Below are 13284 nucleotides of genomic sequence, written 5' to 3' on the forward strand. Positions count from 1 at the left end.
CTTACTCTGTTAATAAGGTATAAAGTGCGCGCAGAGTATATCACATTCTGTCAATACTGATACCCTTGCGTGCGGATGGAAGAAAAAAAATTTTAACGTCGATTTTCCGTCCTCAAATAATAGTCAAACTTCGCAATATGTGTGCTTAATTCGACAATAATGAGGACAGATTCAACATTATTGTTACCCCTAGAATTGGGGCACAAGATAGCGTTTACAACTCATCAAATGCTTCGATAGCTTCCGATAGTTTTTTCACGCCGTGGATTTGCATACCAGGAATACCGCCCTTGGGCATATTCGCTGCAGGAACGATTGCTTTCTTAAAGCCGTGCTTAAACGCTTCATTCAAACGCTCTTGCCCACTTGGTACAGGTCGAATCTCACCCGCCAAGCCCACTTCCCCAAACACCACCACATCTTTTGGTAGTGGACGGTCGCGGAAACTCGATAAAAGCGCCATAACTAACGCAAGGTCAGCACTGGTCTCTGTGACTTTGACGCCACCAACGACATTCACAAATACATCTTGGTCTGCCATTTGTAGACCACCATGCTTATGCAGTACCGCTAGTAATAAAGAGAGACGGTTTTGTTCTAAGCCAACCGCGACACGACGTGGGTTTGCCAGTTGTGAATAGTCTACTAGCGCTTGAATCTCTACTAATAGAGGGCGCGTACCTTCCCAAACAACCATCACGGAGGAACCCGACGTCTCCTCTTCACCACGAGAAAGGAAGATCGCCGATGGGTTGTTCACTTCTTTTAACCCTTGCCCTGTCATGGCAAAAACACCGAGCTCGTTCACTGCACCAAAACGGTTTTTGTGACTACGAAGCGTACGGAAACGGCTATCAGTCCCACCATCTAGCAACACGGAGCAGTCAATAATGTGCTCAAGTACTTTAGGTCCCGCAAGGGTACCATCTTTTGTTACGTGACCAACAATAAAGACAGCAACATTGTTTTGCTTTGCGTAACGCGTCAAGGCGGTTGCCGATTCACGTACTTGAGCGACACTCCCCGGTGAGGATTGAACATCAGAAACGTGCATAACCTGTATCGAGTCGATAACCATAATGCGTGGTTGCTCTTTCTCTGCAATTTGACAGATCTTATCGACATTCGTTTCTGACAGCATCTTTAAATGCTCTTTTGGCAAACCAAGACGGGAAGCACGCATCGCAACTTGCTGAAGTGATTCCTCACCCGTTACGTACAGCGTAGGCATTTGCGCCGACAACAAACACATGGTTTGTAGAAGTAACGTTGACTTACCTGCCCCTGGGTTACCACCAATCAAAATCGCCGCACCAGGAACCACACCACCGCCAAGTACACGATCGAGTTCTTTAAACCCACTGGTGAAACGCGGCACTTCTTGCAGATCAATCTCGGAAAGCGTCTGAACTTTTGATTCCGTCGCTGAGCCTGCATAACCAGATAAGCGTTCATTGCGCGCTACCGTTGGCGATGCAGCAATACGAACTTCAGTAATCGTGTTCCATGCACCACACGCATTACACTGCCCCTGCCAACGTGGGAAATCTGCGCCACAATCATTACAAACATACGCTCGTTTTGCTTTCGCCATGATGCCTCGATCTTTTCAACACTCGGTTTTTTCAACAAATGTGACCAAGCACTGCCATGTCTGACCTTATTGGACATGAACTCTTGATATACTCAAGTTTTGCTTTGCTTAGCCGATATAATTCGAATAACGACATACTTTAACAGAAATAATGCAGCAATCTGAAATTCTCTCGCTCGCAGAACGACTCATCCCAGTTTATGGCTCTGATGACTTTGACTTCGTCCTTGGTCAATTGACCGAGGGGGAACCGCCATCGGCCAAAATTCTTGTAAAGATGGAACTCAACCGTGTCATGGCACCTTGCAAGAAAAGCATTGATTTGCGAGGTCGAGTGAAAGGTGAATGTCGTGAATACTTATTAGGTGGCATCCCTCATTGGTTGGATGACGTCGCTTTCAACGCTTACCACAAAAACTTAAAAAAATTCGGTGCTTACACTGAAGGCATGTGGGAAGCCTTGGTCAATACACGTAACAACTTTCGTGTAATGAGTAAAAACAACGGTAAGAATGAAGAACAATCGCTGACCGACCCTAAAAGTCCATTCCTTGCCGAACCGGTTCATCTTGGTTACGACTTAAAGCGCCAAGAAAAGCGCTTAAAAGTACAGTCTCAGGTAGAAATCATTCGCTCAAAAAGCCAAGTGATCCACGGTCTGAGTATTGACCTTTCTAGCTCTGGAGCAAAATTCAAAGTCCCAAGTGCATTCAAATACAGCTTGGGCGAAGTCATTCAAGTTACCTTTACCGAGTTTGCCAGCAAATCTCAGGTTGCCGGCGTTGAAAAGCCAATCACTTATCGTGTGCTCGCAGTGGATGATTGCTACGAGAACGATGCTGTTCGTTATCTAAGAACCATTCGCTTGACCGAGACCAATGTCGTTGCTCGCTTGATTGATGAAGCTCTCAACAGCGCTGCAAAACGTGCTCGTCATGATAACCAAGATAAAATCATTCGCGCTCGCACGCGTGGTTACGAACATATAGCCCTGAAGCACACCAGCAACCTCCCTCTGTTTTTTGAAGGCAGCGAACTCAAGCTCGCAATGCTGACACCAAATAACCAAAAGATGTGGCAATACTGGCATGATGAGCGTAACCAGCAAGTATTTGGTTCGTTGTTCAATCCGAAAAGGATGGCTTCGTTAATTGCGCCGGGGGTCAAAGGGGCAACCAACGTGCTCTATTCCTTTACTCATGAGCATGACAACAAAACGTACTTCTATTCAATGCTGCGCCCAGAAGCGACCAGAGAGCAGCGTCAATTGTTCTGGCACCTGGGAGCCAAACGCGCCAGTTGGCGTGCTTTCCGCATTTCGATTTTTGAACTGTCTCAACAAGAAAAAGAAGACCTTGCTGCGTTTTCTTCTGAGTTAGCCGAAAGTTCGCAAAAACTGACCCACGTAGGCATTTTGCAAGAAATTGCCGATGAGAAGTCTGGACAGGATTATTTGCTTACTGAAAAACCTCGCGTGCCCGCGAATACACTTAATGCTTTTCGCCATCCACGTAAGATCATCGGCAATCCAAAAGGTATTTACTTTGACGCCCAATCTCGTCGAAAAGAGCCCCGTTATCGCTTCAAAACCCCTTTAGTGCTTAATACCGGAAGTGCGAAAGCTGCAGGCTTTACCATGGATATCTCTAAGCGAGGCTTGGGCTTACGCTTGGATGAGCCGACGGAATTACGCTCAGGGCAAGAAGTACGCATCAACTTCCGAGAGCTACAGTTATACGATAAGAAATTGCCTCTTTCAGAAGTCCCTTATCGGATTATTCGGGTGAGTCCCGATGGTCGTAGCGTGCAACTGGTCATAGATGAAGACAGCAAAACCATGCGTGTTATTGCTTTCTTCAATAGCATTATCGAGCACAACCAAGACAAACTCATCCCACAAAAAGAGATGCTGCCAAGTAACGCATTGTTGGAAAGGCTGCACAGTGTCCTACTCTCACGTATTTTGAGTACGCCAATCTTTATTAGTAAAAGCGCAGCCTCTTCGGTGAAAACTCCCGTTATTGGTGTCAACTTCCCATTAGCGAAGCACATCGAGTTATATGCACGCCTTGGTCACAATCAGCAGTTCTCTCTCGAACCATTATTTAAGGGACGATCTAGCACTCTGATCGCCGAACCAATTAAACGTATTGATGGCGCTCAGGCGAGACATCAAGATGTTTACATCAGCGTGGCGAAAGTTGGTAGCAAAATCACTGGGCTAGAGTCGAAGCTGCAACAAGATTTTACCAGTGTCAAAGAACGTATTCAGTTCATAAAGAAAGCCCGCATGATGGGTGAGTTTTACGCAACCCGTATTTCTACCGCGCCAATCTTTGATCCGATGACTTCTTTGCTGCGCCAAGATTTGAGTGATTTAACCCAATTTGGGGTTCATCAAGCCAGTAAACTAGAAAAAGAGCTGACCGCACTAGTTGGCTACAGCGAATTTGAAGACATTACTGAAGAAGTGATCGTGCGATTAGAACTGACTGAATAACAAAACACCGCCAAACTGGCGGTGTTTTTCTATCGTGTTTCGTCGTGAAAACCCAGATTATGGTTTCGCTTTCCAACTGATTTTCTGCTGCTTAACTAAAGCACCAGAAAGAATACACAGCACACCACCTAGACCTACGAATCGAACGGCAGTTTGCGCTTGCTCTTCAACTTTAGGTTTAGCGTGATAAGCCACACCCAGCCCTGCAGCAGACATCATCACCAGATCATTTGCACCGTCACCGACTGCGACGGTATTGTGTTGTTCAATCTCGTACTCTTCTGCAAGCTCTACCAAAATGTCAGCTTTGGTTTGGGCAGATACAACATCGCCAAGCACTTCACCCGTCAATTTGCCATCAACAATTTCTAGTTGGTTGGATTGAGCAAAATCCAATCCCACTTTGTCTTTAACAAAGTCGGAGAAGTAAGTGAATCCACCAGAGGCAATCGCAGTCTTCCAACCCAATGCATTGAAGGTTGTAATCAACGCTTCGAAGTCTGGCATGAATGGCAGTTGGCTTCGTACCTGCTCAAGAATGGCTTCATCAGCCCCTTTCAGCTTACCAACGCGCTGACGTAAACTTTGTTCAAAGTCCAGCTCACCTTGCATGGCTCGTTCGGTGACTTCGGCGACTTCTTCGCCTACACCGGCAAGTTTAGCAATCTCGTCGATACACTCGATTTGAATCGCAGTTGAATCCATATCAAACACAACCAAACCCGGCGCAGAAAGATCCGGTACTTCGTTTAAAGAAGCGTAATCCAGATTTAAGCTTTTCAGAATGGTTTCATGCTCTGGCGTAAGGTTACCCGCCATCAATGCCACTTCATACTGACCTACCTTCCAAGTATCTAAAATTGGGTTGTAGAAGCCGGTAAAAAAATCGATGTCTTCAAAATTGCGAGGCTCAAGGTGCTCACCAAATACAATCCAGTTAGCCTTGGCTTTATCGAGCTGAGTAGCAAAGCGAGTTTCGGGTAGTCGTTTTAAAAGAGTCGTATGCCTTCTGATAGGCAAGCTTTTTGACGCGTCCATGTATATAATCCCTTGTGACTTTGCTAAAACGTTACCTCAACAAGCTAAAAAGGCAAGTCTTTGTTTTGTTTTGAATGGACGAGTAAAGAGCATGAGTGAATCCTTATTCTCAGTAAGGAATGCCCTACGAATTCTGGCGCTGATACTGCTGTGTGTGATGCTATTTGTCACCATCAAAAACAGTGTCGTGATCAGTAAGGGTAATGAGAAGATACAAGCGCAGCAGCTTGAAACCCTGACCAAAGTTTTGATTTCACAGGCGTCGTTATCTGCCAGTGAAATGATCATAAATAAAGACCAAGAACGTCTGCTTAAACTGACGAATCAGTTAGCACAAGACCGTCTGGTATTCGATGCGACCATCTATGACGCGCAAGGTGTGCGTCTTGCATCCAGCAAAGAAGCGCTGTCTGTACGAGAGGTACTTGGATTAGATACGCCACTTGCGACAGCGTCGATTGGACGTCAGCAGCTCGTTGAACCGGTACTGGCAGATGGCGCAGTGATTGGCTTTGTACGAGTGACTTTTGAAACCGGTCGTGTAACGGCAATCTCTGATCATCACTACCGTAAAAGTGATCGTTACATGTACATGATGGTACTGATGAGCTTTGCATGTGGCATGCTGTTCATCATGATTTTACGCAGACAGCCGATCCGCCGTAAAAAAGGTGAAAACCTATTGCTAACCAAGTAGTTCAAAAACCAATTTATCAAAATAAAACAGCCCGCATGATGCGGGCTGTTTTTTTATGCTGATAAGCAAAAGAATAGAAGGCTGTTCGCCCTTACTCTTCATCACCTAGCAATACTGAGTCAAGTGCGATTAGCATCATGTCGTTGAACGTAGTTTGACGTTCGTCAGATGTGGTTTGCTCGCCAGTTTTGATGTGGTCAGAAACAGTACAGATAGTCAGAGCTTTCGCACCGTACTCAGCAGCAACGCCGTAGATACCAGCCGCTTCCATTTCAACACCTACGATACCGTACTTGTCCATTACGTCGAACATTTCTGGATCTGGCGTGTAGAACAGTTCTGCTGAGAACAGGTTACCTACTTTTACGTCTACGCCGCGAGCTTTCGCTGCTTCTTCTGCTGCGCGAACCATTTTGTAGTCAGCAATAGCGGCAAAGTCATGACCTTTAAAGCGGATGCGGTTAACTTTAGAATCAGTACAAGCGCCCATGCCGATAACAACATCACGTACTTTGATATCTTCGTTCACTGCGCCACAGCTACCTACACGAATCACTTTCTTCACACCGAAGTCTTTGATTAGCTCAGTCACGTAGATTGAACATGATGGAATACCCATACCGTGACCCATTACTGAGATCTTACGACCTTTGTAAGTGCCGGTGTAACCGAACATATTACGAACGTCACATACTTGAACTACATCTTCAAGGAAAGTCTCTGCAATGTATTTAGCACGTAGCGGGTCACCCGGCATTAGAACGACGTCTGCGAATGCACCCATTTCTGCGTTGATATGTGGAGTTGCCATGTTTCTTTTCCTTAACCTGTCTCTAGCGATCCGCACTGCTACTGGCGGTTTTGGCTAGAATATTCTCATTTCCGACAAGCAACATTTTCATGCTGCCAACATAAAACTAGGAGCAATCAAGCTCCTAGTTTTCAAAACCTACCTAATTATAGGAAGTTCTTACCGTAATCCATTGGTGATGTACCGAAGTAACTTGCCAATGTTTGACCGATATCTGCAAAGCTATCACGACGACCTAGTGAGCCCGCTGGTACTTTCTTACCATAAACAATTACTGGAATGTGCTCACGAGTATGGTCAGTACCAGGCCATGTTGGATCACAACCGTGGTCTGCCGTTAGGATAAGAACATCGTCTTCTTCCATTAGCTCTAGCACTTCGTTGATGCGACCATCGAAATACTCAAGTGCCGCAGCATAACCCGCTACGTCACGACGGTGACCGTACGCTGAGTCGAAGTCTACAAAGTTAGTGAATACGATAGTGTTGTCACCCGCTTCTTTGATTTGCTCTAGTGTTGCTTCGAACAATGCAGGGATACCTGTCGCTTTCACTTTCTTAGTGATGCCGCAGTTCGCGTAAATATCAGCGATCTTACCGATAGAAACCACATCACCTTGCTTCTCATCAACTAGCTTCTGAAGAACAGTTGCTGATGGTGGCTCAACAGAAAGGTCACGACGGTTACCTGTACGTTCAAATTGACCTTTACCAGGACCAATGAAAGGACGCGCAATAACACGACCGATGTTGTAATCTTCTAGCTCTTCACGTGCAATTTGGCAAAGCTCTAGTAGACGGTCTAGACCGAAAGTCTCTTCGTGACATGCAATTTGGAATACAGAGTCAGCAGACGTGTAAAAAATTGGCTGACCTGTCTTCATGTGCTCTTCACCAAGGTCATCCAATACTTGAGTACCTGATGCATGGCAGTTACCTAGGAAGCCGTCTAAACCCGCACGCTCAAGGATGCGGTCAGTCAGCTCTTTCGGGAAGCTGTTTGCTTTATCAGTGAAGTAGCCCCAATCAAACAGAACAGGCACACCAGCGATTTCCCAGTGACCAGATGGAGTATCTTTACCTGAAGAAAGCTCTGCTGCGTGACCGTACGCACCAATGATTTCTGCATCTGCGTCTAGGCCAGGTGCGAAGCGACCTGTTGACTCTTTATGTGCCATTGCCAAACCTAACTTAGATAGGTTTGGAAGACGAAGTGCACCTTTACGTTGATCGTTATCTGCTAAGCCTTGCTCACACTGGTCTGCAATATGACCTAATGTGTCTGAACCTACATCACCAAATTGTTCTGCATCTGCAGCTGCGCCGATGCCGAATGAGTCTAGTACTAAAATAAATGCTCTTTTCATTGCTCGTTCCTTAGGCCCACTCGGCTTCTTATTATGGTTGAGTAGGCCTTGTGTAATTACTTATTCGATTAAAGATCTTCTGCACGGATTTGACGGTAAACCTCTGGAGTTGGTGTGTACTCACCACCTACAGTGATTGCACTGCGAAGTGCTTTAGCGGCTTCTTCCCATTGCTCTTCAGTGCGAGCATGAATAACCGCAAGAGGTTTATCGCTATCTGCTACTTCACCTAGACGGATGAAGTTATCGAAACCAACTGCGTAGTCGATTTCATCTGTCGCAACGCGACGACCGCCGCCCATTGAAACAACAGCCATGCCGATAGCACGAGTGTCCATCGCAGATACAACGCCAGTTTCTGTTGCGTATACAGGTTTAATAATTTCTGCTTTTTCTAGGTAGTTATCGTAGTTTTCTACGAAGTCCGCAGGACCACCTAGACCAGCAACCATCTTACCGAAGCACTCAGCAGCTTTGCCGTTGTCTAGCGCTTCCATCAGTTTTGCACGTGCGTCTTCTGTGTTCTCAGCAAGTTTGCCAAGTACCAGCATTTCTGCACATGACGCCATTGTTACTTCAAGTAAACGTGGGTTACGGTATTCACCTGTTAGGAAGCGAACCGCTTCACGTACTTCCACTGCGTTACCCGCAGAAGACGCCAAGACTTGGTTCATGTCCGTGAGGATAGCGGTTGTCTTAGTGCCTGCACCGTTTGCTACCGCAACGATTGATTTTGCTAGCTCTTCAGACGCTTCATAAGTTGGCATGAATGCACCAGAGCCAACTTTTACGTCCATCACTAGAGATTCAAGACCAGCAGCAAGCTTCTTCGATAAAATCGACGCCGTGATTAGTGAAATGTTGTCTACAGTAGCCGTGATATCGCGAGTCGCGTAAACACGCTTATCCGCAGGAGCAAGATCACCCGTTTGACCGATGATAGCCACACCAGCATCTTTGGTCACTTGACCGAAAACATCGTTTGTTGGCGTGATGTTGTAGCCAGGGATAGACTCAAGCTTATCCAGCGTACCGCCAGTATGGCCAAGACCACGACCAGAGATCATTGGTACGAAACCACCACATGCAGCCACCATTGGACCAAGCATTAGAGAAGTTACGTCACCCACACCACCGGTAGAGTGCTTATCGACAATTGGACCACCAAAGTTCATGTGGCTCCAATCGATAACCATACCTGAATCACGCATTGCACACGTTAGTGCGATACGTTCTGGCATCGTCATTTCATTGAAGAAGATTGTCATAGCAAATGCAGCGATCTGACCTTCAGATACACTGTTGTTCGCTACGCCTTGAATGAAGAAGTTGATTTCGTCGGCTGTTAGAACTTCGCCGTCACGTTTTTTACGGATAATTTCTTGTGGTAAATACATTAGTGCCTCCCAAGCTCATTTTGAGCCATGGTATAAGTAGGATAGAAGAGGTTTGGTAGCACCAAAGTTGGTGCTACCGTTCAGACGTATTGTTGGAATTAGTACGCTGTTGGATCAGCGACTTCGTCCGATACTTCTAATGTATTTAGTAGGTTTGTAAGCAGGCTAGACGCACCGAAACGGTAATGACGAGCATCAACCCAGTTATCACCTAGGATTTCGTCAGCCATTGCTAGGTATGCCGCTGCATCTTCAGCAGTACGCACACCACCTGCTGGTTTGAAACCAACAGTTTCTGCAACCCCCATGTCACGAATAACTTCAAGCATCATACGAGCGTATTCAGGCGTTGCGTTTACTGGCACTTTACCAGTTGAAGTTTTAATGAAGTCAGCACCTGCTTCAATACAGATTTGAGATGCTTTCTTGATTAGCGCTTCTTCTTTAAGTTCACCAGTTTCGATGATCACTTTAAGAAGGATGTCACCACAAGCTTCTTTACATTGCTTAACTAGCTCGAAGCCCACTTTCTCATCACCCGCCATTAGAGCGCGGTATGGGAAAACTACGTCAACTTCGTCTGCACCGTAAGCGACAGCCGCTTTTGTTTCAGCAACAGCGATTTCAATATCGTCGTTACCGTGTGGGAAGTTCGTTACTGTTGCGATACGAACTTCTGGCGTGCCTTGCTCACGAAGTGTCTTCTTAGCAATAGGAATAAAGCGAGGGTAAATACAAATTGCAGCTGTGTTGCCTACTGCAGATTTCGCGTCATGACATAGTGAGATCACTTTTGCATCAGTGTCATCATCATTTAGCGTAGTAAGGTCCATAAGTTTCAGTGCACGTAGCGCTGCTGCTTTTAAATCGCTCATTTCTATCTCCGATCAATATTCAAAAAATTCACTACTCAGCCTCACATCACTTCTCTAACTATAATCAACAAGTCGAGACAGTGTGAGAAATTGGCTAAACAGTCTATTTATGAACGGACTTGGTTCCCTGAAGACTCGGCATATACTGCGAAAAAGTCATATGCCAATTGCTATCCTTGTCACCGCACAGTACCAGTTTGGCCTATGGCACAACAATCTATGATTGCGGTGTCTTTAATATCACATCAAACAATAAAACGCTTGTTTGATTTGATATTGAGGGCAATTCATTTGCCCATCGAGTATGTAATATTCACTCTATGATTAAGTGGTTATCATAACCACGATCTCGTGATTACTACATTATAGATATTCACCGCAAAACTGTAGCACCAAATAGAGCGCAAACGGTTTGTATCTCAAAATTTTCCAGCCCCTATTCCACCGACTGCGTAAGCCACTCACGTAGACCTACGTGCGGTTAAGTTTTCAGGTCCAAAAAACGAAAAATGCCCCGCAGCAATCTCTTGCTACAGGGCATGGTTTAAAACGGCGTCTATATATTAAGAACCGATTCTAATTAAAATGCTGCAAGGCTAAGGCAGAAGCCTGCGATAGTCGCTGCCATTAGGTTAGACAACGTACCAGCAAGAACTGCTTTAATACCCATGCGAGCGATATCTGAACGACGGTTTGGTGCAAGGCTACCTAGACCACCAAGTAGGATCGCGATAGAAGAAAGGTTCGCGAAGCCACATAGTGCGAATGAGATGATAGCTGTAGTCTTCTCAGACATTACTTCACCAGTTGCCGCAACTACTTGAGCGCTGTCACCTAGGTAAGGTGTGAAGTTCAAGTAAGCAACGAATTCGTTAATAACTAGTTTCTGACCGATGAATGAACCAGCAACAACTGCTTCGTCCCAAGGAACACCGATTAGGAATGCTAGTGGAGAGAACGCGTAACCTAGGATTAGTTCTAGAGTCAGTTCAGGCATACCGAACCAACCGCCGATGCCACCTAGCATACCGTTAACAAGCGCAATCAGACCTACGAACGCGATTAGCATTGCACCAACGTTTAGTGCTAGTTGTAGACCAGAAGCCGCACCGCCCGCTGCTGCGTCGATTACGTTAGCTGGTTTGTCGTCGCCACCGTCCATTGCTTCTTCGATGTCTTCGTGAGGCTGATCAGTCTCTGGGTGAAGAATCTTAGCGAATAGTAGACCACCTGGTGCTGCCATGAATGATGCTGCTACTAGGTACTCTAGAGGTACACCCATTGAAGCGTAACCTGCTAGTACACCACCAGCTACAGATGCTAGACCACCACACATTACCGCAAATAGCTCAGACTGAGTCATTTTTGGAACGAAAGGACGAACAACAAGAGGTGCTTCAGTTTGACCTACGAAAATGTTAGCTGCTGCAGACATTGATTCCGCACGAGAAGTGCCAAGCGCTTTTTGTAGTGCACCACCAAGAATCTTGATAACCCACTGCATTACACCAATGTAGTAAAGAACTGAAATCAGTGCTGAGAAGAAGATCAGTGTAGGAAGAACGCGGAATGCGAAGATGAAGCCGCCGCCGCCGAATACTTCGAACATCTTGTCAGAAACAAGACCACCGAATAGGAATGATGAACCGTTGTTACCGTAGTTGATAACGTTAGAAACACCAGTAGAGAAACCGTTTAGTAGATCACGGCCCCAAGGTACGTAAAGAACGAATGCACCTAGGATGAATTGGATAGCAAATGCGCCACCCACAGTTCTTAGATTGATAGCTTTACGGTTATTGGAAAATGCAAATGCGATAGCAAGAAGCACTACCATACCGACTAGGCTCATAAACAGGCTCATAGTTTATGACTTCCTTATAAGTTATTTGTTGGCGTGTTACAAAATGGAGCTATAAAGCGGGGGCAATTATACTCATGCAGAATCAATTAAAGTAATGCCACCCTCACACTTTCTTATAAGATTCATCATTGATTCACTCTCGTTTGTGAGTCAACTCACAATAAGCAGGAAAACGTTTTCGCTTTTAAACAGCTTCTTTAGATTTTATTCACATATAAAGAAAGCAGAATTGCTATTTTCCCACAGCTGAGAAGCAATCGATTGCTTACTTTTGCTATGTAAAGAAGTCAATTCATTGAGAACATGAATAAGTTGTGAGGGATGATTCGGCTCCCCCTGATAGCCAAGTATAGGCATATCTGGGGCATCCGTTTCTAAGACGAGATGTTCAAGGGGTAATCTTTGAATTGCGTCGCGAGTTTTGTTAGCTCTCGGATACGTAATGGTGCCTCCGACGCCAATCGAAAAGCCTAATCGAACCCATTCCATCGCCTGTTGGTAGCTGCCTGAGAACGCATGCAACACCCCACCTTTTGGTAAATGTGCCGCTTTAACCATCTGAATAAGTCGATTGTGCGCTTTGCGGCTGTGCAGGATCACCGGTAAATCAAACCGCTTTGCTAGCTCAAATTGCAACTCAAGCGCGCGCTCTTGTCGCTCAACTGGCACTTCGATGGCGAAATCCAAACCGCACTCTCCTATTGCAACGCATTGTTGGTTGGACGAAGAAAGCAATGATTCCAACTCTGGAGCAAATTGCTCAAACTCTTGTTGGAGAAAATAGGGATGAAAACCCAGTGCATAATAGAGATGAGAATATTGATTGGCGAGGTCTTGAATGCGAGTCCAATTACTTGGCCCGACAGACGGAATAAGGATGCGCTCTACTCCTTGCTCACGCGCAAGCTCAACTTGATATGCAAAGTCATCTTGGAAGACATCGAAGTCAAAGTGGCAATGAGTATCAAATAGTTTCATTACTTGGCTTCTCTTGCTCTTCTTTCTTTGTTGAAGATGGCTCATTAGCTGGGTCTTGTTTGTACGGCACGCAACTGCGCTTTTGATCGGGTGTTAGTCCCATCTCTTTGCACCAATCATCGTAGCGTTTAAGTCCTTTTTTAAACCAGTTCATTGCCCACCC

Annotated in this window: 11 protein-coding genes; 2 read left to right on the forward strand and 9 right to left on the reverse strand. The window is 45.6% G+C overall.

The genetic code is table 11. The features are described 5' to 3' along the window. Positions 1-214 precede the first annotated feature (214 nt). Positions 215-1594 (reverse strand): DNA repair protein RadA, encoded by a 1380-nt coding sequence (gene radA, locus OH459_RS04390; RefSeq protein WP_005439523.1) that lies wholly within the window; start codon positions 1592-1594, stop codon positions 215-217. A 151-nt stretch (positions 1595-1745) separates the two neighbouring features. Between radA and OH459_RS04395 the strand changes: the two genes are divergently transcribed. Continuing rightward, positions 1746-4094 carry a PilZ domain-containing protein gene (locus OH459_RS04395; protein ID WP_269985987.1) on the forward strand — a complete coding sequence of 783 codons (2349 nt, stop codon included), beginning with the start codon at positions 1746-1748 and terminating at the stop codon, positions 4092-4094. 57 nt (positions 4095-4151) lie between these two features. Here the strand turns inward: OH459_RS04395 and serB are convergent, their stop codons facing one another. Then, entirely contained in the window at positions 4152-5132 is a 981-nt protein-coding gene (serB, locus tag OH459_RS04400) for a phosphoserine phosphatase (protein WP_172580188.1), read from the reverse strand. Positions 5133-5223: 91 nt separating this feature from the next. Here serB and OH459_RS04405 point away from each other — a divergent pair, with 91 nt between their 5' ends. Then, positions 5224-5829 (forward strand): YtjB family periplasmic protein, encoded by a 606-nt coding sequence (locus OH459_RS04405; RefSeq protein ID WP_009698713.1) that lies wholly within the window; start codon positions 5224-5226, stop codon positions 5827-5829. A 91-nt stretch (positions 5830-5920) separates the two neighbouring features. Here the strand turns inward: OH459_RS04405 and deoD are convergent, their stop codons facing one another. The 7 genes from deoD to OH459_RS04440 all read right to left on the reverse strand — a co-directional run bounded on the left by deoD (position 5921) and on the right by OH459_RS04440 (position 13275). Then, complete coding sequence (gene deoD, locus OH459_RS04410; protein WP_005449118.1) at positions 5921-6640, reverse strand: purine-nucleoside phosphorylase; 720 nt, start codon at positions 6638-6640, stop codon at positions 5921-5923. A gap of 146 nt (positions 6641-6786) precedes the next feature. Then, positions 6787-8007, reverse strand: a complete 1221-nt coding sequence (locus OH459_RS04415; protein WP_005449119.1) for a phosphopentomutase — start codon at positions 8005-8007, stop codon at positions 6787-6789. A 68-nt stretch (positions 8008-8075) separates the two neighbouring features. Then, positions 8076-9404, reverse strand: coding sequence for a thymidine phosphorylase (gene deoA / locus OH459_RS04420; RefSeq protein WP_005449121.1), 1329 nt, complete (start codon positions 9402-9404; stop codon positions 8076-8078). A gap of 98 nt (positions 9405-9502) precedes the next feature. Then, positions 9503-10279 (reverse strand): deoxyribose-phosphate aldolase, encoded by a 777-nt coding sequence (deoC, locus tag OH459_RS04425; RefSeq protein WP_005449122.1) that lies wholly within the window; start codon positions 10277-10279, stop codon positions 9503-9505. A gap of 580 nt (positions 10280-10859) precedes the next feature. Then, positions 10860-12143, reverse strand: a complete 1284-nt coding sequence (locus OH459_RS04430) for a NupC/NupG family nucleoside CNT transporter (protein WP_005449124.1) — start codon at positions 12141-12143, stop codon at positions 10860-10862. A gap of 204 nt (positions 12144-12347) precedes the next feature. Continuing rightward, complete coding sequence (locus OH459_RS04435; protein WP_050902391.1) at positions 12348-13121, reverse strand: TatD family hydrolase; 774 nt, start codon at positions 13119-13121, stop codon at positions 12348-12350. Beyond that, the gene (locus OH459_RS04440) at positions 13108-13275 is read right to left on the reverse strand and encodes a DUF5363 family protein (RefSeq protein ID WP_005449128.1); all 168 of its coding nucleotides are present in this window, start codon (positions 13273-13275) and stop codon (positions 13108-13110) included. Before OH459_RS04440 ends, OH459_RS04435 begins: the two co-directional genes overlap by 14 nt. Positions 13276-13284 lie beyond the last annotated feature (9 nt).

The sequence above is a fragment of the Vibrio sp. MM46 genome (genome assembly GCF_027587135.1).
GTDB classification, from domain to species: domain Bacteria; phylum Pseudomonadota; class Gammaproteobacteria; order Enterobacterales; family Vibrionaceae; genus Vibrio; species Vibrio harveyi.